This window comes from Streptomyces sp. NPDC020917 (assembly GCF_044333795.1).
In the GTDB taxonomy this organism is placed as follows: Bacteria; Actinomycetota; Actinomycetes; order Streptomycetales; family Streptomycetaceae; genus Actinacidiphila.
In genome coordinates this window covers 108,616-127,834 of record NZ_JBIRRR010000018.1, presented here as the reverse complement: position 1 = coordinate 127,834, position 19,219 = coordinate 108,616, and the positions used below count along the sequence as shown (strand labels likewise).

Annotated in this window: 16 protein-coding genes; 11 read left to right on the top strand and 5 right to left on the bottom strand. The window is 73.9% G+C overall.

Features of this window, described 5'->3' with window-relative positions; all coding sequences use genetic code 11:
• Window positions 1-97 precede the first annotated feature (97 nt).
• Window positions 98-2,611 carry a DUF4132 domain-containing protein gene (locus tag ACH4TG_RS30800; RefSeq protein ID WP_398245869.1) on the top strand — a complete coding sequence of 838 codons (2,514 nt, stop codon included), beginning with the start codon at window positions 98-100 and terminating at the stop codon, window positions 2,609-2,611.
• Window positions 2,611-3,006, top strand: coding sequence for a hypothetical protein (locus ACH4TG_RS30795; protein ID WP_398245868.1), 396 nt, complete (start codon window positions 2,611-2,613; stop codon window positions 3,004-3,006). Before ACH4TG_RS30800 ends, ACH4TG_RS30795 begins: the two co-directional genes overlap by 1 nt.
• 21 nt (window positions 3,007-3,027) lie before the next feature.
• On the opposite strand, the gene ACH4TG_RS30790 is transcribed toward ACH4TG_RS30795, so the two are convergent.
• Both ACH4TG_RS30790 and ACH4TG_RS30785 read right to left on the bottom strand, forming a co-directional pair.
• Entirely contained in the window at window positions 3,028-3,879 is an 852-nt protein-coding gene (locus ACH4TG_RS30790; RefSeq protein WP_398245867.1) for an alpha/beta fold hydrolase, read from the bottom strand.
• A 41-nt stretch (window positions 3,880-3,920) separates the two neighbouring features.
• Window positions 3,921-4,751 carry an oxidoreductase gene (locus ACH4TG_RS30785; RefSeq protein ID WP_398245866.1) on the bottom strand — a complete coding sequence of 277 codons (831 nt, stop codon included), beginning with the start codon at window positions 4,749-4,751 and terminating at the stop codon, window positions 3,921-3,923.
• A 99-nt stretch (window positions 4,752-4,850) separates the two neighbouring features.
• Between ACH4TG_RS30785 and ACH4TG_RS30780 the strand changes: the two genes are divergently transcribed.
• Window positions 4,851-5,783, top strand: coding sequence for a LysR family transcriptional regulator (locus ACH4TG_RS30780; RefSeq protein WP_398245865.1), 933 nt, complete (start codon window positions 4,851-4,853; stop codon window positions 5,781-5,783).
• 152 nt (window positions 5,784-5,935) lie between these two features.
• On the opposite strand, the gene ACH4TG_RS30775 is transcribed toward ACH4TG_RS30780, so the two are convergent.
• Window positions 5,936-7,306 carry a glycoside hydrolase family 18 protein gene (locus tag ACH4TG_RS30775; protein WP_398245864.1) on the bottom strand — a complete coding sequence of 457 codons (1,371 nt, stop codon included), beginning with the start codon at window positions 7,304-7,306 and terminating at the stop codon, window positions 5,936-5,938.
• A 205-nt stretch (window positions 7,307-7,511) separates the two neighbouring features.
• On the opposite strand from ACH4TG_RS30775, the gene ACH4TG_RS30770 reads away from it, so the two are divergent.
• The 4 genes from ACH4TG_RS30770 (at window position 7,512) to ACH4TG_RS30755 (ending at window position 10,296) form a co-directional block, all read left to right on the top strand.
• On the top strand, window positions 7,512-8,618 hold the full coding sequence (locus ACH4TG_RS30770) for a DUF4190 domain-containing protein (protein WP_398245863.1): 1,107 nt from the start codon (window positions 7,512-7,514) through the stop codon (window positions 8,616-8,618).
• A gap of 144 nt (window positions 8,619-8,762) precedes the next feature.
• Window positions 8,763-9,515, top strand: a complete 753-nt coding sequence (locus tag ACH4TG_RS30765; protein ID WP_398245862.1) for a GntR family transcriptional regulator — start codon at window positions 8,763-8,765, stop codon at window positions 9,513-9,515.
• Window positions 9,516-9,676: 161 nt separating this feature from the next.
• Complete coding sequence (locus ACH4TG_RS30760) at window positions 9,677-10,126, top strand: RpiB/LacA/LacB family sugar-phosphate isomerase (protein ID WP_398245861.1); 450 nt, start codon at window positions 9,677-9,679, stop codon at window positions 10,124-10,126.
• On the top strand, window positions 10,123-10,296 hold the full coding sequence (locus ACH4TG_RS30755) for an SPOR domain-containing protein (protein WP_398245860.1): 174 nt from the start codon (window positions 10,123-10,125) through the stop codon (window positions 10,294-10,296). Before ACH4TG_RS30760 ends, ACH4TG_RS30755 begins: the two co-directional genes overlap by 4 nt.
• A 107-nt stretch (window positions 10,297-10,403) precedes the next feature.
• On the opposite strand, the gene ACH4TG_RS30750 is transcribed toward ACH4TG_RS30755, so the two are convergent.
• Window positions 10,404-11,795 (bottom strand): MATE family efflux transporter, encoded by a 1,392-nt coding sequence (locus ACH4TG_RS30750; protein ID WP_398245859.1) that lies wholly within the window; start codon window positions 11,793-11,795, stop codon window positions 10,404-10,406.
• A 112-nt stretch (window positions 11,796-11,907) separates the two neighbouring features.
• Here ACH4TG_RS30750 and ACH4TG_RS30745 point away from each other — a divergent pair, with 112 nt between their 5' ends.
• From ACH4TG_RS30745 to ACH4TG_RS30730, 4 genes are all read left to right on the top strand, one after another.
• Window positions 11,908-12,432 carry a PadR family transcriptional regulator gene (locus ACH4TG_RS30745; RefSeq protein WP_398245858.1) on the top strand — a complete coding sequence of 175 codons (525 nt, stop codon included), beginning with the start codon at window positions 11,908-11,910 and terminating at the stop codon, window positions 12,430-12,432.
• Window positions 12,433-12,501: 69 nt separating this feature from the next.
• The gene (locus ACH4TG_RS30740; protein WP_398245857.1) at window positions 12,502-12,903 is read left to right on the top strand and encodes an NUDIX domain-containing protein; all 402 of its coding nucleotides are present in this window, start codon (window positions 12,502-12,504) and stop codon (window positions 12,901-12,903) included.
• A 235-nt stretch (window positions 12,904-13,138) separates the two neighbouring features.
• A complete protein-coding gene (locus ACH4TG_RS30735) occupies window positions 13,139-15,667 on the top strand; it encodes a SpoIIE family protein phosphatase (RefSeq protein ID WP_398245856.1) in 2,529 nt (842 codons plus the stop codon).
• A gap of 256 nt (window positions 15,668-15,923) precedes the next feature.
• Window positions 15,924-18,491, top strand: coding sequence for a SpoIIE family protein phosphatase (locus tag ACH4TG_RS30730; protein WP_398245934.1), 2,568 nt, complete (start codon window positions 15,924-15,926; stop codon window positions 18,489-18,491).
• On the opposite strand, the gene ACH4TG_RS30725 is transcribed toward ACH4TG_RS30730, so the two are convergent.
• Window positions 18,488-19,204: a PspA/IM30 family protein gene (locus ACH4TG_RS30725; RefSeq protein WP_398245855.1), complete on the bottom strand. Its 717-nt coding sequence runs from the start codon at window positions 19,202-19,204 to the stop codon at window positions 18,488-18,490. The two genes, ACH4TG_RS30730 and ACH4TG_RS30725, sit on opposite strands and share 4 nt — an antisense overlap.
• Between the last annotated feature and the right edge of the window lie 15 nt (window positions 19,205-19,219).

Below are 19,219 nucleotides of genomic sequence, written 5' to 3'. Positions count from 1 at the left end.
CCAGCCCGTCGAGCGACCCCATGACGCCGCCCCGCAGGGGCGCGGGGAACTGCGCTGACAGGCGAGGGGTGTCGGACCCCGCTGCCATGATCCGGGCATGCCCCTTCATCTGCTGGCGTCCCGCCTGCTTCGGACCGACTCCGTCGCCGCCATGCGGCGGGACGCGAGGGAACGTGCCCGCGGATTCCTCGACCTCGCCGGGAGGCGGGAGGCGCTTCCTCCCTCGTACGAGGTCGCGGGCCAGGGGCGGCAGGCGCTCGACGCGCTCCGGGACCGGGAGGCGGAGGCGGACGCGGCCGTCGAGCGCTGGCTCGCGCGGTGCTCGGACGACGAGGGCCGGGCCGCCGTGCTCTGCTTCGTGCTGGCCACCGGCAGCGGGCACCGGAGGCCGTGGAGCCCCCGGTCCGGCATCGGGCAGCTGGCGGCGCGGCTGGACGGCTGGACGCGGGACGAGGTCGCCGCGATGCTGTCGGCGGCGGTGGACCACGACCTCGACCTGTGGTTCCGCGACGCGGCGAAGGCCGCGCTGAGCGCCGCCGAGCGGCTGGACGACGAGGGCCGCCGTGCGGTCGCCCCCGGGCTGCGGGGACTCCACGCGAAACTCATGGGCCCCGACGTGGACGCCTACCACCGCACCCCGCTCGTCACGCGCCTGCGCGCCCTGCTCGCCGGTGTCGACGCGCTCGACCTGCCCGAGGGCCTGGTGCCCGCGTCCGCCCCCTGGGCGGCTGCGCTGCGGGACCGGCTGGCGGCCGCACCCTCGCCCGAACTGAACAATTTCATACGGCACTTGGCCACCCTGTCCGGGCCGCGACCGGCGCAGCGCTGGCAGCGGGCGTGCCGGGAGCTGGCCGAGGCGGCCTCGGCGGACGGCACGGTGGCAGAAACGCTGCGCCTGCTGGCCGAGGGCGAGGCGCTCTGCTCCCGGACGGAGGGCCCGCACATGCCGTGGGTCGGCAACGGCTTCCACTACCACTACCTCGTCCACCAGCGTGACGCCGACCTGGCGCGCGGCGTGGTGTGGGCGGCCGCGCTCGGCGGGGGCCCCGGCACGGCACGGCACTTCGGCGCCCTCGCGCTGCGCACCGGCGGCAGCGGGAGCGGGGTGAGCGAGGACCTCAAGCTCGCGGGCGCGGCGGTCAACGCGCTCGCCGCGACGGACGATCCGGCCGCCCTGGAGGAGCTGTGGTGGCTGCAGCGGCGCATCACCCACCGGTCCCTGGTCAAGCAGCTGGACACCGCGCTGGTCGCGGCCGCGGGCCGGCAGGGGATCACACCGGCGCAGCTGGTCGAGCGCAGCGTGCCGTCCCACGGGCTGGGACCCGGCGCCGCGCTGGAGCGCGACCTGGGCGGCGGGCACCGGGCGCGGCTGGCCGTCGAGGAGGACGGGACGGTCCGGCTGGGCTTCGTCCGCCCGGACGGGCAGCAGACGCGCACCGCGCCCGCGGCCGTCAAGGACGGCTTCCCGGACGAGCTCAAGCAGGCCAAGGCCCTGGCCAAGGAGGTCCGCGGCACGGTGTCCGGCGAGCGGGCGCGGCTGGAGGGGCTGATGTCGGCCGACCGGGAGTGGCCGTACGACGAGTGGTGCCGCCACTACCGCGACCACCCGGTCACCGGGGTGCTCGTCCGCCGGCTGATCTGGGACTTCCAGGACGCCGACGGGCGCTGGCACGCGCACGCCCCCGGGGCGGAACCGCCGTTCGCCGCCGGCCGCGTCCGGCTGTGGCACCCGATCAGGGCGTCCGTGGACGACATCAGGCAGTGGAGGGCGCTGCTGGTCGCCGAGCAGCTGCGGCAGCCGTTCAAGCAGGCGTTCCGGGAGATCTACCTGCTGACCCCGGCGGAGGAGGGGACCGGCGGGTACTCCAACCGCTTCGCCGCCCACATCGTCCGCTACGGCACGCTGTACGCCCTGTTCAAGGAGCGCCGGTGGCAGGCCAACCACCTCGGCCCGTACGACGGCGGCTACGAGGGCGAGGCCCGGGGCGAGTTCGGCGACGGCGGGTGGCGCGCGTGCTTCCACCACGAGCCGGCCGCCGGCGACGACCGCGGCGGCTACGCACCCACCTACGCGGCGACCGACCAGGTGCGGTTCGAGCGCAGGGAGGGCCGGCGCTGGCTGCCCGCGCCGCTGGCGGAGGTGCCGCCGCTGGTCTTCAGCGAGGCGATGCGGGACGTCGACCTGTTCGTGGGTGTCACCTCGATCGCCGCGGACCCGGACTGGGCGGACCGCGGCGAGGACCGCTACACCGCCTACTGGCACCGGACCACCTTCGGGGAGCTGACCGAGGGGGCGCAGGTGCGCCGGGCGGCGCTGGAACGGATCCTGCCCCGGCTGAAGATCGCCGGCCGGTGCTCGCTGGACGGCAGGTTCCTGGTCGTCCGCGGGGACCTGGCCACCTACCGGATCCACCTCGGCTCGGCCAACATCCTGATGGAGCCCGGCGGTTCCTATCTGTGCATCGTCCCGGCGCGCCGGGAGGGCGGCACGGTGTTCCTGCCGTTCGAGGACGACCGGCTGTCGCTGATCATCAGCAAGGCGCTGCTGCTCGCCGCCGACGCGAGGATCACCGACGAGAGCGTGCTCCGCCAGATCAGGAGGGGTGCCTGATGGCCGCCGTGACGTTCCGGGACGAGACGGCGACGGGCCGGCCGGTGGCCGACCCCTGGGGAGTGGAGGGGCTGCCGGACCGGATGACGGTCAGGGAACTGATCCGGCTGCGGGTGCGCGAGGAGGTCGCACGGTACAACGCCGGTACGGGCGGCGGCCGTTACCACGGCCTGGTCCGCCCGGGCGCCACCGAGACCGAGCTGAACGGCCGCCGCCGGGAGCGGCAGCCCGTCGTGTGGGAGCGACAGGCCGACATCGCCGAGCGGGCGTTCGCGGCCAACGGCTTCTTCGTGCTGTCCGGGGACCGCCAGGTCGAGGACCTCGACGAGGTGCTGGACCTGACGGCCGGGCCGGAGCTGGTGTTCATCGAACTGGTTCCCCTGGCAGGGGGTTGACCGGCCGGCGTGCGGCGGGCGTCAGCGCCGGGCGTCGGCGAGGAACGCGGTCACCGCGGCGGTGAAGTGCTCCGGGTCGTCGAGCCAGGGGAAGTGGCCGCCGCCGGGCTGGACGACGAGCCGGGAGACGGGCAGCAGCGCGGCGATCTCCGCGGCCACCCGCGGCCGCGGCCCCCCGTCGAGCTCGCCCGCGTACAGCAGCACCGGCGCGGTCATGGCGCTGATCGCGGCGCGGGCCGCCGACGGGTCGAAGGCGCCGTGCGCGGCGTACCGCTCGCCGGCCTCGTCGTTGGACTGCTCGACCTCCGCCGCGCTGTGCGCCCGGGCGGCGGCGTCCCAGCGCCCGTAGAACAGCGGCGTCACCGCGTCCCAGTCGGCGTCGCTCGCGGTGCCCGCCAGCGCCCGCTCCAGGGCGTTCGCGGCGGCCGGGTACCAGGGCTCGCCCGCCCGCAGGGCCGCCGCCTCCCGGCGGTGCTCCGGGGTGAAGTCGATGCCCAGGACGCGGCCCCGGGCGGCCACCAGGGTCAGCGAGGAGACCCGGTCGGGGTACGCCGCCGCGTAGCCGAGGGCCAGGTCGCCGGCCGCGGAGTGGGCGAGCAGGTCGAGCCGCTCCAGGCCGAGGTGGACGCGCAGCGCCTCCACGTCCGGCACCTGCCGGTCGCACCGGTAGGAGCCGGCGTCCTGCGGGACCGCGGACGCCCCGGTGCCGCGCAGGTCCAGCAGGACCAGCGCGCGGTGGGCGGCCAGGCCGCCGAGGTCGCCCAGGTACGCCGAGGCGCGCATCGGCCCGCCGGGCAGGCAGACGAGCGGGTCGCCGGTGCCGGTCGTCCGGTAGGCGAGGACGGTGCCGTCGGGCGCGGTGAACGTGGTCATACCCCGATGATCACAAGGCCCGCCGGCCCGGACAACCCCGATCAGGAGGCGAACGCGGTGTCGACGGCGCGGGAGATCCAGGGGGCGATCTCCGCGCGCGCCCGGTCCAGGGCGCCGGTGAAGGCCTCGACGCCGTCGGCACCGAGCGGCAGGTGCAGCGGGGCGTCCTCGGCGTCGAGGGCCGCGATGATCACGGCCGCCGCCCTGGCGGGGTCGCCGGGGGTGTCCCCGTCGCCGGCGGCGACCATCGCGCGGGTGGCGCCGACGGTGTCCTTGTAGTCCGGCAACTCCTCGCCGCTGGCGGTGGTGTTGGACATCAGCGAGGTGCGGAACGCGCCCGGCTCGACGATCAGCGTCCTGATGCCCAGCGGCCCCACCTCGGCGGCCAGCGCCTCGGTCATGCCCTCCAGCGCGAACTTGGTGCCGCTGTACGCCGAGAACCCGGCGAACGACATCCGCCCGCCCATGCTGCTCATCTGCACGATCGCGCCCGACCGCCGCTCGCGCATGTGCGGCAGCACCGCCCGCACCAGGGCGGCCGGGCCGAAGACGTGCACGTCGAACAGCGACCGCAGCTCCTCGTCGGTGGTCTCCTCCAGCGCCCCGACGTGGCCGCGGCCCGCGTTGTTGACCAGGACGTCGATGCGGCCGTGCCGGGTCACCACGTCCCGTACCGCCTCGTCGATCCGGGCCGGGTCGGTGACGTCCAGCCGCAGCGCCTCGACCTGGTCGGGGTGGGCGGCGACGACGTCGTCGAGGGTGCCGACCCGGCGGGCCGCGGCGACCACCACGTCGCCCGCGGCGACCGCTGCCTCGGTGATCGCCCGGCCGAAGCCGCTGTTCGCGCCCGTGACCAGCCAGACCTTGTTCATCGTCACTCCCGTGGTGTGGGTGCGGGCGCCGCGCGCCCGCCGTTGTCCCCACCCTCGCGCCGGGGCTGCTTGCCCGTCCAAGACCTGTCGTGATAGCCGATGGTTATGGACGTTCACGGGCGGGACCTGCGGTACTTCACCGTCGTCGCCGAGGAGCTGCACTTCACCAGGGCGGCCGAGCGGCTGTATGTCTCGCAGCCCGCGCTGAGCAAGCAGATCCGTTCCCTGGAACGGCAGTTGGGCACCGCGCTGTTCGTACGCGACCGGCAGGGCGTGGCGCTGACGGCGGCCGGTACGGCGCTGCTGCCGCACGCGCTGCGGGTCCTGGAGGAATGGGAGGCGGCCCGGCGGGCGGTCGAGGAGGCCAAGGCGGAGCAGCGCAGCACCCTGGTGGTCGGGATGAGCACCAGCCCCGGCCGCGGCGGCCTGCTGCCCGCGGTCCGCTCCCGGTTCACCGCGGCCTGCCCGGACGCCGTGCTGCGGCTGCGCCAGGTCGGCTGGGAGGACCCGTCGGCGGGGCTGGCGGACGGCGCCAGCGACCTCGCGTTCGTCTGGCTGCCCCTGCCGGACCAGGACCGCTACGACCACCTGGTGGTCGCCGAGGAACCGCGACTGGTGGCTCTGCCCGAGGACCACCGGCTGGCCGGCCGGGACCTCGTCGACTTCGCCGACCTGCTGGACGAGCCCTTCCTGGCGCTGCCCGCTTCCGCGGGACCGCTGCGGGACTACTGGCTGGCGCTGGACGCCCGCGGCGGCCGCCCGCCGCGGATCGGCGCGGAGGTGGCCAGCACCGAGGAGACGTACGAGGCGCTGACCGCGGGCCTGGGCGTGGTGCTGCTGGCCGCGGGCAACGCGCCGCTGGTGACCCTGGGCGGTGTCGTCACCCGCCCGGTGCGCGGGATCAGCCCCAGCCGTTTCGCGCTGGCCTGGCGGCGGGACGCGGCCGGACCGCTGGTCCCGGCGTACGCGGCGGCGTGCCGCCAGGTGGTGGCGGGTGGTGGCTCGGCGGGTGGTGGCTCGGAGGGTGATTGAAGGGAGGGCGGCCGAACGGCCGAACGGCCGAACGGCGGTACGCCGGGCGGGCGTTCGGCGGGCGGCGGGTCCGTGGCGTAGGGCCGCGGACGTGGCGGAGCCCGGGCTCCCCGGCAGGGTGGGGAGCCCGGGCACCGTGCGGTGACCCGCCGTCAGTGGTGGGCGTGCGGGGTCAGGCCGTTGTGGATGGCGGTCATCAGCTCGCCGTCCGAGGTGTCGCCGTCCAGCGACCAGACCATCGCCCCGCCCAGGTGGGCGGCCCGGATGAACGCCGTCTTCTGGGCGATGACCTGCGGGTCGTCGTAGGTCCAGAAGTTGGTGCCGTCGTACAGCCAGGCGAAGCCGTCCTTGGTGTCGCGGTGGACGGTGTACGTGCCGGACTGAGCGAGGGCCTTCAGCGCGTGGTAGTCCTCGTTGCCCGCCTGCCAGGTGGCCGGCGCGGGCCCGGTGGACGGCTGGAAGAGGCCGGCCGTGCCGCCGTCGGGCACGCCGGTCCAGCCCTGCCCGTAGAAGGGCACGCCGAGCACGAGTTGCCGTGCCGGGGCGCCGCGGCGCAGCCAGTCGCCGATCGCCTGGGTGTCGCTGAAGTCGTGCGCGACCGGGGTGTCGCGCGGTGCGCGCAGCGCCGACTGCTGGTTGGTGGTCGCCTCGTAGGGGCCGTGGAAGTCGTAGCCCTGGACGGTGCCGAAGTCCAGGTACTGGAAGATCTTCCGCGCCTCGAAGCCCGCGTCGATCTTCGCCGGGGCGGCCGGCAGGAACGCGGACAGGTCGTAGTGCCGGTGCGTGGTGCGGCCGTACGCGTCGAGCTGGCGGCGGAACTCGGCGGCCAGCGCGGTGAAGTTCTGCTTGTCCTCGGGGCGGTAGACCGTGGCGGTGTCGCCGGCGGAGCCCGGCCACTCCCAGTCGATGTCCACGCCGTCGAACAGGCCGGCCGCGGAGCCCGGACCGCCCTTGCCGTCGAGCAGCGGCAGGTTGCCCTTGACGAACAGGTCCACGCAGGAGGCGACGAGCGCCTTGCGGGAGGCGGCGGTCCTGGCCGCGTCGGAGAAGTGGGTGGACCAGCTCCAGCCGCCGATCGAGATCATCACCTTCAGGCCGGGGTTGGCGGCCTTCAGTTCCCGCAGCTGGTTGAAGTTGCCGGCCAGGGCCTGGCCGGCGGTGTCCGCGGTGCCGTCGACCGACGTGGCGGCGTCCACCGGGTGCTGGTAGTCGGCCCACGCGTCCGCCTGGCCGGCGACGTTGCCCTCGAAGCAGGTCCCGTCGGCGCCGATGTTGGCGAACGCGTAGTTGAGGTGGGTGAGCTTGGCGGCGGTGCCGGACGTCTCGACGTTCTTCACCTGGTAGTTGCGTCCGTAGATGCCCCACTGGGTGAAGTAACCGACGCTCTTGTACGACGAGCCGGCGTGCGAGCCGGAACCGTCGTGGGCTTGCGCGGAGCTGCCGCCCGCGAGGGCGGGCAGGACGGCGACCACCGAGAGGGTGGCGGCCGTCGCGGCCATACGGCCGAGGATTCGACGACGCATGGCGGGACGCTATTGGCCTAGACCAATAGGGGTCAAGGGGAACGGCGCAACCCGTGCGGCCGACTGCGCGGGAGCGCCCCGCGATCCGGCGCGCCGGGGCCTGGGGCGGTGGTGCGGGGTGGGGCTCATGGGGCCGGCGGTGGGCGCGGGACGGCTGCGTCCGGGGCCTGGCACCCCGTGCGAGCGGGGCCTCTACACTCCCCGGGTGGACATACCGCCGCCGCCCCAGCCCTCGCCGTCCCCCGAGGACACGCCGCCGCCCGCGCCCGCCCCCACCCAGGCCGACGGCTTCTCCTACGCCGACGCCGTGCCCGCCCCGGCACCCCCGCCCTTCGACTCCGCGACGACGCTCGCCGCCGACACCCCGCCGCCCGCGCCGGGCGGGCAGGCCGGCCCGCCGCCGGTCCCGCCCGCACCGGGCGCCCCGACCCCGCCGCCCTACCCGCAGCAGCCCTACGGCCAGGCCCCCGGCCAGCCGCCGTACGGCCAGCAGATGCCGGGTCAGCAGCCCTACGAGCAGCAGGCCGCGGGCCAGTCCGGCCAGCCGCCGTACGGCCAGCAGATCCCCGGCCAGTACCCGTACGGCTACGGCGGGCCCTACCCGGCCGGCGGTCCCTACGGCCCGGTGCCCGGTCCCTACGGCTATCCGGCGCCGGCCGGCTGGTACCCCGTCGACCAGGGCACCAACGGCATGGCCATCGCGTCGCTCGTGGTGTCGCTGGCGGCCGGCTGCGTGCCGTTCCTCGGCGGGATCTTCGGCATCGTCAGCCTGCGCCAGATCCGGCGCAACGGGCAGCGCGGCCGCGGCATGGCCATCGCCGGCATCGTGATCAACAGCGTCGGCACGGCCCTGATGGCGCTCTTCATCACCCTCGGGGTGCTGGGCGCCTTCGACGAGGGCAACACCAACGTGCAGGACCTGAAGGTCGGCCAGTGCTTCAACACGGTCGACAGCTCGCTGTCCGACTACGGGAACGACGGCGCCCGCTCGACCACCGTCGACGTGGTGTCCTGCGACGATAAGCACGACGCGGAGGCCTACGCCGTCTTCACCCTCGACCCGAGCCTGGGGGAGGGCTACCCCGGGGTGGACCGGATCTCCGAGGTGTCCGACGACAAGTGCGCCAAGTACGCCGACGACTACCTCGGCGACGCGTCGCTGTCCGACGGCCTGGACATCTACTACTACCTGCCGCCCGAGGAGGGCTGGAGGCAGGGCGACCGCGCGGTGACCTGCTTCTTCGGCAGCCTGGACGGGAAGGTGAGCGGTTCGGTGAAGTCGGGCGGCAGCCAGTCGGGGGTCGGCGTCTGACGGGCGGGCCGGGGGCGGCCGTTCGCGGCGGCGGGAGCCCGGTACCACCGTCCCTTTGCGGAAGGTGACGTTCAGGGGAAGGCTTGCGGACGAGTACCGACGGTTGCCAAGCTGTTGCGGACAGTCAACCCCTGGGAGGGGCACGTGGCCTTCGGTGAGCAGCCCGCCTACCTCCGCGTCGCCGAGGACCTGCGCCGCAAGATCCTCGACGGCACGCTCCCGCCGCACGCCCGGCTGCCCTCGCAGGCCCGGATCAGAACCGAGTACGGCGTCTCGGACACCGTGGCGCTGGAGGCCCGCAAGGTGCTGATGGCCGAGGGCTTCGTCGAGGGCCGCTCGGGCTCCGGCACCTACGTGCGCGAGCGGCCCCGGCCGCGACGGATCGTCCGCAGCGGATTCCGGCAGGCCGGTACCCCCACGACTTACCGGCAGGAACAGGCGGACGAGGGCAGCAAGGGCACCTGGGAGTCGCACAGCGTCCAGGACGTGGCGGGCCCCGACATCGCCGAGCGGCTGGCCATCGCGCCGGGCGAGCGGGTGATGCGCACCGCGTACGTCTTCCGCACCGAGGGCGAGCCGTCGATGCTCTCCACCTCCTGGGAGCCGCTCGCGCTCACCGCCCGCACCCCCGTGCTGCTCCCCGAGGAGGGGCCGGTCGGCGGGCAGGGCGTGGTGCCGCGGATGGCGGCGATCGACGTGCTGGTCGACCACATGGCCGAGGAGGTGGGCGCCCGGCCCGGCCTCGCCGAGGAGACCGCGGCGCTCGGCGGGGTGCCGGGGCACCTCGTCATCGAGATCCGCCGCACCTACTTCGCGTCCGGCCGCCCGGTGGAGACCGCGGACGTCGTCATCCCCGCCGAGCGCTACCGGGCCGTCTACCACCTCCCGGTGAGATGAGGCGGAACCCGCCGGCACGGTGATGCCGCCCTTCCCGTTCGGATGACGCGGGTCGCCCCTGGTTGACGGAACGTCAACACACCGGACATCCCTGGCCGGATCGGTACCTCTTCGTGGTATTCCGTGCCCACGGTGTGAAGCTCGGGCGTAGGGTCGGGCATATGCGCATCGCCGTTTCCTCGGACATGGATGAGCCGGTGGCCCGCCAGCTCCTCGACGAGCTCCGGCGCCGCGGGCACACCGTGACGGCCTACGGAGCCCTGCGGGCGGACGACCGGGCCGACTGGGCCTGGAGTGCCGGGGCGGCGGCGCGCGCGGTCGCGGACGACGGAGCTGACCAAGCCGTCGTCTGCTGCTGGACCGGGACGGGTGCGTCCATCGCGGCCAACAAGGTGCCCGGCGTCCGAGCCGCCCTGTGCGGGGACGCCTACACCGCGGAGGGCGCGCGCAAGTGGAACGACGCGAACGCGCTGGCGCTGAGCCTGCGCACGCTGTCGGGACCGGTGCTCGTGGAGATCCTCGACGCCTGGTTCTGCGGCGCACCCAGCCAGGAACCGGAGGACAAGGACAACGTCGCGCATCTCGGCGCGCTCGAGGGGGGACCGTCGTGACGGCGGAACTGGTGTGGGTCCTGATACGGCAGGACGAGAGCGGCAACCGCTACCGGGTGGGCCGGTACGCCACCCGGGCGGAGGCCGAGCGGACGGCCGCGCAACTGAGCGCCGGCGACCGGCAGGTGTACGTGATCGAGCGCATCACGCCGAAAGCGGCCCAGGCGTGAACGCACCGCGGGTGGTGGTCGGCGGCGCCGTGCTCGACCGCGGCCGCCTCCTCGCCGCGCGCCGCACCGCGCCCCGCACTTGCCGGCCAGGGGGAGCTGCCCGGCGTTCATTGGACACGTCGGTGGTCGGGTGCGGAGTCGTCGGATGCGGCGGCCGGGATTGTCGGTCGACCGCTGTCGCGGTCGGTGGTCGTCGGGGGTGCCGTGCGCCGGTACATCCTGGCAACGGCCGCGCACTGCAGGGCCATGGATGCCGCCATCGCTGCGCAGATGCCGGGCAGCCCTGACTCCGACAGGCCGTACGCGAGCGCCAGTTGAAGCATCACTCCGCACGTGGTGATCCGTGCAAGGGCAGGACTGCCACCACTGCCTTCGAACACCCCGCCCAGCGCGATGAAACAGGCGAGCAGTACCAGGTACGGCCCCAGGCACCGCAGGTAGAGCGTGCCGGCCTCGGCCACCGCGCCTTCAGTGCCGAACGCCCGCATGGTCCACGGCCCGGCGGCGAGCAGTGCCAGCGCGGCAGCGAGCCCCAGCGCTCCGGCGAGAAGCAGCGCCTGCCGCCCGATGGCCCGTCGCTCGTCGTGTCCGGTGCCGAGCAGGTGGGAGGTGCGGATGGCGGCGGCTTGACGTACGGAGTAGAAGGCCATGGTCGCGACGTACATGGCCTTGGTCGCGACTCCGTAGGCGGCGACTTCGGTGACACCGATCCGGGCGACGATGGCTACGAGGGCAAGCGCACCCGTCATCCGCACGACGAAATCGGCTGACATGGGCAACCCCGTGGCGGCGACCCTACGGGCATCGGAGCCGAGTGCCCCCGTCCGGTCCAGGGGCGTCCTGGCTGCCTGCCGTAGGACGGCGTTGCGCCGTAGCGCGAGGAATCCGCAGGCAAGCGCAACCGTCCGGCCCAGTACGGTGGCGATGGCGGCCCCGCGGACCCCGAGCCCGAACCCGAGGATGAGCAGGGGGTCCAGCGCGAGGATCAGTCCGTTGGCGAGCATGGCGAGTCTCATCGGGGTACGGGTGTCGCCCGTGCCTTTGAGGATGCCGTCGATGACGTTGGTCGCGAAGAACACCGTGATTCCCGGCAGCGCGATCGAGAAGTAGCCGGTGGCGAGGGGCAGCGAGCTGTCTTCGCCGCCCCCGAGCACGAGTCGGGCGAGTGGCTCGCGGCACAGGAACCCTCCTACGGCGACGACGGGCGTGACGATCGCCCACAGTGTCCAGCCGCCGCGCACGGCGGAGCGCATCGCTGCCGGATCCGCCGCGCCTCTGGCCCGTGCGACCAGCACGGTCATGCCTGAGCCGGCGACGAGGATGACGCCGAGCAGCAGGTTCTCCACGTTGGTGGCGACGGCCACCGCGGCGACGGCCCTTCCGCCGAGCCTCGCCACCCAGACCATGTTGATGATCCCGGCGGTGACGCCCGCGAGTAGTTCGACGTAGACCGGATACGCCAGCGACACCAGCTTGCGCCGGTGCTCTGCTGCCCTCATGTGTGCGCCCCCTCTTTTCGCTGTACCTCGAATCGAGGTACAGCGAAAAGAGGTAGCATGACCGCACGGGACGGGCAAGTGTCCGGATAGGGGCAGGAAGGGGTTCGGCCGCGTGCTGGAGCTGTCGATTCTGGGTTTCCTCTGCGAGGAGCCCTTGCACGGATACGAGTTGAAGGCCCGCATCCAGGGCCTCAGCGGCCACATTCGCCCCGTCAGTGACGGCGCGCTCTACCCGGCCATCACCCGGCTGGTGAAGGCGGGTCTGGTCGAGCAGCGCACCGAGCCGGGAAGCGGTGCGGCACCCCGGCGGATCCTTTCCCTCACCGAGGCGGGCCGCCTTGACCTGCAGGCCCGGCTCCGGGACCCCAAGGACGCCGACATCACCGATGGGCAGCGCTTTTTCACGCTGCTGGCGTTTCTGCGTCACCTCCCCGGCCGGGCGGAGCAGGCCGCCGTCCTCCGCCGTCGGCAGGTCTTTCTCGACACTCCGGCGAGCTTCTTCTACCGCGACGGCGTGCCGGTACGCGCCGAGGAGGCGCCGGATCTCTTCCGGCAGGGCATGCTGCGCATCGCCCGAGCGACGGGTGCCGAGGAGAAGCAGTGGCTGGCCGAGGCGATTGCGGCCCTGGAGGGCTGACACCGGCCCGGCGTGCCGGTCTCGTTAAGGTCCTGCCTGACGCGGGTTCCGGACGGTGAAGGCGAAGTGATGACGGTCCTGATCGACACGGTGGCGTGGGTGCGGGTGGAGAACGGCAGGATTCTCTGCGCCAGGCCCCGGGGGAAGGGCGTCTTCTACATCCCCGGTGGCAAGCGGGAGGGCGCGGAGAACGACCTGGAGACCCTGCTCCGTGAGATCAAGGAGGAGCTGACCGTGCTACTCGATCCGGACAGTGCGCGGCACGTGGGCACGTACGAGGCCGAGGTGCCCGACCTGCCGGGCGGTGCTGTGGTGCGGATGAGCTGCTACACCGCGGACTACCAGGGGAGGCTGGCGGTGAGCAGTGAGATCGAGGAGATGGCCTGGTTCTCGTACGCGGACCGCCCGTTGGTGCCACCGGTCGACCAACTGCTCTTCGACGACCTCAAGGCCGTCGGCGAATTGAGGTGAGACGGCGCTGACTCTGCATCGCGCGGCTCGGCCGCTGCAAAAACGGGTGAGGCCGCACGCTTCGAAAACTGCCCGGTCCCACCCCCGGTGCCCTACCCCCACCCGGCCCCCCTCCCGAGGTCGGTCAGGACAAAAAGCGGGCATAACGGGTAAAAGGGGATAAGCCCTATAGGGGGTAACCCTTCGTGGCCGGGCGGGTGCGTCCGGCGTGGACCCGGTCGGGGGTGGCAGCGGCATGAGCGACAGCGGCGACGCGTCGCCGGAGTACGTGCCCCCGCCCCCGGAGGAGCGGTCGCGGGGGACGCTGCTCGACACCCTGCGGGTCGCCGTCGTGATGCTGGACACCAGCGGCCGCGTCCTGCTGTGGAGCCCCCTGGCCGAGGAGGTGCTGGGGTGGGCCGGCGAGCACATCGTGGGGCGGCGGGTCGGCGGGCTGTTCGGCCCGGCCGAGGCCGCGGAGCCCGCGCCCGGCCCGGTGGCGGTCGGGCAGCCGCGGCTGCGCAGCATCCCGCAGCCGGGCCGGCCCGAGGAGATCCTCGCCGACCTGCTGCGCACCGGCCGCTGGGACGGCATCCTGTCGCTGCGGCATCGCGACGGCCACAACGTCCAGGTGGAGACCAGGGCCAGCCTGCTGGTGGACGGGGACGGCCGGCCGTTCGTGCTGGCCTCGATGGTGGAGACCAGCCGCCTGCGCACGCTGGAGCAGGACCTGGCCGCGCTGGACGCGCTGTTCGACTCCTCGCCGCTGGGCGTCGCGATCTTCGACCGCAACCTGCGCTACGTCCGCGTCAACCAGGCCCTCGCCGACATGAACGGGCTGCCGGCCACCGCCCACCTCGGGCGGACCGTCGCCGACGTGCTGGACGCGGGAGTCGCGGTCGAGCTGACCGCGCTGCAGCGCGAGGTGCTGGCCACCGGACGGCCGGTGATCGACCTGGTGGCGATCGCCCCGCGCGGCGCCGGGCACCGTTCGATGTCGTACCACCGCCTGGTGGACCGGGCCGGCCGGGTGCTGGGCGTCAGCGCCACCGTCATGGACGTCACCGAGCGGATGCAGGCCGCCGCCAAGGCCGAGCGGGTCAGGGAGCGGCTGGCGCTGCTCAACGACGTGGGCTCGCGGATCGCCGGGGTGCTGGACGTGCGCCGGGCGGCCGAGACCCTCGCCGAGGCGCTGGTGCCCTCGTTCTCCGACTACGCGGGCGTGATCCTGCACGCCGAGGCGGCCGACGGCGGGCGGCTGCCCAGCGTGCCGTACAGCGAGAACACCCCGATGCGGCAGATGGGCGTGGCCGCGGTGGACTGGAGCCCGGCGGTGTCGCGGATGCTGCGCCGCGACCAGCTGATCGGCTTCACCACCGATTCGCTGTTCGGCACGGCGCTGCTGACCGGCGAGCCGCGGCTGGTCTCCACGGTCGAGGAGCTGCGGCGCACCACGTTCCCCGACGACCCGAAGGTGGAGGCCGCGGTCGAGCTGGGCGTCAACTCCCTGCTGGCGCTGCCGCTGCGGGCGCACGGGGCGGTGCTCGGGCTGCTGGTGGTGAGCCGGGCGCGCGGGCGCGAGCCGTTCGACCAGGACGACCTGGCCCTGGCCGCGGAGCTCGCCGACCGGGCCGGCGCCGCCCTGGACAACGCGCGGCTGTACGTCCGGGAGCGGGAGGGCGCGCTGATGCTCCAGCGCAGCCTGCTGCCGCAGTCCGTGCCGCAGCCGCCGGGCGTGGCCGTCGCGTTCCGGTACGTGCCGGGCAGCAGCGGCGCGGAGGTCGGCGGCGACTGGTTCGACGTGATCCCGTTGGCCGGCGGGCGACTGGCGTTCGTGGTCGGCGACGTGATGGGCCACGGGCTGGGGGCCGCGGCCACCATGGGCCGGCTGCGGACCGCGGTGCGCACGCTGGCCGGGCTGGACATGGCGCCCGACGAACTGCTGCGCCGCGTCAACGAGTTGGGCGACGACCTGGCGCGCGGCCAGAGCGAGGGCTGGATGGCCACCGCGGTCTACGCGGTGTACGACCCGTCGACCCGGCGCTGCACCCTCGCACAGGCCGGGCACGTGCCGCCGGTGCTGGTGGAGCCGGAGCCGCGACCCGAGGACCCGGGGCGGTGCCGCGCCCGGCTGCTGCAGCTGCCGACCGGCGTCCCGCTGGGCGTCGGCGGGGTGCGGTTCGAGAGCACCGAACTGGAGGTGCCGGACGGCGCGGTGCTGGTGCTGTACACCGACGGGCTGGTGGAGTCCCGCACCAGCGACATCACCGCGGGCCTGGAGCGGCTGCGCGACACGCTGTGCCGGCCGCTGCACTCGCTGGAGGACGCCTGCGACGAGCTGCTGGCCACCATGGAGCCGGGCCGCGAGCCGGACGACGTGGCGCTGCTGATGGCCCGCCTCGGCGGCCTGCCCGCCGGCTCCACCGCCGCCTGGACGTTCCCCGCGGAGGCCAGCGCGGTGCGGCTGGCCCGCCGCCGGGTCCGCGACACCCTGGTGCACTGGGACCTGACGCCGCTGTCGGACGTGACGGTGCTACTGGTCAGCGAGCTGGTCACCAACTCCCTGCGGTACGCGCACGGTCCGATCGGCGTCCGCATGGTCCGCGGCTCCTCTCTGCTGGTGGAGGTGTCCGATCCGCTGCCCGACCCGCCGCAGGAGCGCACCGCCTCCGACACCGACGAGGGCGGCCGGGGACTGCAGTTGGTCGCCAGGACCTCCCGGCGCTGGGGCACCCGGCACGGACCGCTCGGAAAGACCGTCTGGTTCGAACTCGCCCTGCCCTGAAGGCCCGTTGGCCGGCCGCCGGAGGCGCCCACCCCCGGCCGGGGGTGGCACATGATTCGACGCGACTGTGCCGGGTATGCCGAAGAGGCGGAAGCGAAAGGTGCGGCCGTGGTGTTCCGGGGTCGAGCCCCCGTACCCCGGGAGCCGAGATGATGCTGTGATCGACAAGACCGTGTGCTGGACGGTCTGCATGCTGAATACTCGGCTCCAACCGGTCCATGTGTGCTGAGCTGGAGGGGTCGGGCGAGTGAGCGACATGCCGGCAGGGGCGGTTCCCCTCGGTGACGACGCGGACCTGGCTGCGCGCGCCGGGGTCTGGCAGTCGAGTCCGCCCGGCTCGATGTACGACTACATACGGGTCGCCTCCTTCTCGCTGGACCGCGCCGGCCGCATCGACCACTGGAGCAAGCGGGCCGAGGAGTTCTTCGGGGTCACCGCCGAGGAGGCGCTGGGCCGGGACCCGATCGCCGCCTTCGCGCCGTCCGACGTCCAGGTGCGCGCCCACGAGCGGCTCGCGCAGATCCTCGACGGCCGCGAGTGGAACGGCCTGGTGCCGTACAAGGACGCCTCCGGCGGCAGCGGGCTGGCCGAGGTGTACGTGATGCCGGCCGAGGACGGCGCCCTGTGCATCGCGCTGGACGTGGCCACGCTGCGGCAGATCGAGACGGACGTGGCCGCCTCCCAGGCCGTGTTCGGGCAGTCCCCGATGGGCTTCGTGCTGTTCGACACCCACCTGCGGCTGATCCGGGTCAACGAGCGGTTCGCCGAGGTCTTCGGGCGGCCCGCCGCGGGGCATCAGGGCCGCGGCCCGCACGACTTCCTGTCCCGGGTCGAGGCGGACCGGCTCAGCGCCGCGCTGCGGCAGGTCCTGGAGACCGGCGAGCCGGTGCTGGACATGCCGCTGATCGGCACGGTGCCCGGGGACCCGGCCAGGCGCCGCTGGTCGATGTCGCTGTACCGGCTGCACAGCGGCGGCACCCCGGGCGGCGGCGGGCGGCCGATCGGCGTGGCGGGCCTGGCCATGGACGTCACCGGGCGTCAGCGCGCGGAGCGCGAGGCCGCGCACGCCCGGCGCAACCTGCAGCTGCTCAACGAGGCCGGCTCGCGGATCGGCACCTCGCTGGACCTGGAGACCACCGCCCGCGAACTGCTCGACGTCGCCGTCCCGCACTTCTGCGACCTGGCGTCCGTCGACCTCTACCAGGTGCTGCTGTCCGGCGAGGAGGAGCTGACCGGCACCTCCGACGGCAGCGGCGAGGTGCGCCGGGTCGCCTTCGCCAGCGCGGTCTCCGACGCCCCGGTGGTGATGGCGGGCGACGACGACGCGAGTCCCGGCGACGGCCCGGTCTCGGTGGGCGCGGTGCACCGCTACCGGTTCGGCTCGGCCAGCGCCCGCGCGCTGCGCACCGCGCAGCCGCAGGTGCTCGACGGCGAGGGCGCCAACGACCTGGGCGGCACGCTGGTGCAGTCCACGCTGGTGGTGCCGATGGTGGCCCGCGACACCGTGCTGGGCCTGGTGCAGTTCTCCCGGGCCAAGGGCAGCGAGCCGTTCACCGAACGCGACCGGATGCTCGCCGAGGAACTCGCCGCCCGCGCCGCGATCTTCCTGGACAACGCCCGGCTGTACCGCAGGGAGCACGAGCGCGCGCTGATCCTGCAGCGCAGCCTGCTGCCGCCGGACGACCCGGAGGCGGCCGGCCTGGACATCGCCTGCCGCTACCTGCCCGGCAGCATGGAGACCGAGGTCGGCGGCGACTGGTTCGACGTCATCGAGCTGCCCGGGCACCGCACCGCGCTGGTCGTCGGCGACGTGATGGGCCGCGGGCTGCGGGCCGCCGTCGCGATGGGCGAACTGCGCACCGCTGTACGGACCCTGGCCATGCTGGACCTCGAACCCGCCGAGGTGCTGGCCGCGCTGGACGAGGTCGTCGGCGGCCTCGGCGCCCCCCGGCGGGGCGCGGCCCGCCGCGCCAAGGACCCGGGCGACGCCGACCTCGCCGAGGTGTACCTCGCCACCTGCATCTACGTCGTCTACGACGCGGTCACCCGGCGCTGCACCATCGCCAACGCCGGCCACATGCCGCCGGTCGTGGTCGAGCCGGGGGAGGACCCGCTGCTGCTCGAACTGCCGCGCGGCGTACCGCTGGGCGTCGGCGGCGAGCCGTTCGAGGAGATCGAGGTCGAACTCACCGACGGGGCGCTGCTGGCGCTCTACACCGACGGCCTGGTGGAGTCCCGCAGCCACCCGCTGGACGAGGGCCTGGACGCGTTCCGCGCCTCGCTCGCCGGCCCGCCGCGGCCGTTGGAGGACGTCTGCGACCACGTGCTGGCCACCCTGGACACCGCGCACGGCGAGGACGACATCGCGCTGCTGATGGCCAGGATCCGCGGCCTGTCGCAGGACAAGGTCGGCGACTGGACGCTGGAGGCCCAGCCCACCTCGGTGGCCAGGGCCCGCGAACTGGCCCGCGACCAGCTGCTGGCGTGGGGCCTGGACGATCTGGTGGACACCACCGAACTGCTGGTCAGCGAGCTGGTCACCAACGCGCTGCGGCACGGCTACGGCGACATCAGGCTGCGCCTGCTGCTGGACCGGACGCTGGTGTGCGAGGTGTGGGACAACGCGCTGATGCAGCCGCGCCGCCGCCGCGCCCGGGACACCGACGAGGGCGGGCGCGGCCTGCAGCTGGTCGCGATGCTCAGCCAGAGCTGGGGCAGCCGCCGCACCCACCGCGGCAAGACCGTCTGGTTCGAACTCGCCCTGCGCGGCACCGGCCCCGCCTCCGCCGGCCCCTCGGTGGAGGACCTGCTGAGCATGTACTAGCGCGCGGTGGACTTGAGCTGGGCGAGGCGGGCGTCGATCTCGGCGGCGTCGGAGAGGGAGTCCAGGGACTCGAACTGGGCGTCCAGCGAGGACGCGGCCAGCTCCTGCTTGCCCGTGGCGCGGGCCTCCTCGCGGCGGACCTTGTCCTCGAACCGGCCCAACTCGCTGGTGGGATCGAGGACGTCGATGTTCTTGACCGCGTCCAGCATGGTGTTCTGGGCGTGCGCGGACCGCGAGCGGGCCACCAGCTCGTCCCGCTTGGCCTGGAGCTGCGCCAGCTTGGCCTTCATCTGGTCCAGGCCGGACTTGAGCCTGTCGACCATCTCGTTCTGCGAGGCGATGATCGGCTCCGCGGTCCTCGCCTCCTTCTCCGACTGGAGCTGGCGGCCGAGCGCGATCTTCGCCAGGTTGTCGAAGCGGTCGCCCTCGGCCGCGTCGCCGGCGCCGCGCAGCTCGTCGGCCTTGCGGCTGGCGGCGGCCGCCTTGCCGCCCCACTCCGCCGCCGCGGCCACGTCCTCCGCGTGGTCCTGCTCCAGCAGCCGCAGATTGCCGATGGTGTCGGCGACCGCCGTCTCGGCCTCGCCGATGTTGCCGGTGTAGTCCCTGATCAGCTGGTCGATCATCTTCTGGGGGTCCTCGGCCTGGTCCAGCAGCGCGTTGACGTTCGCCCTCGCGAGCTGCGCCACCCGGCCGAGGATGGTCTGCTTGGTCATCCGTACTCCCTGCTC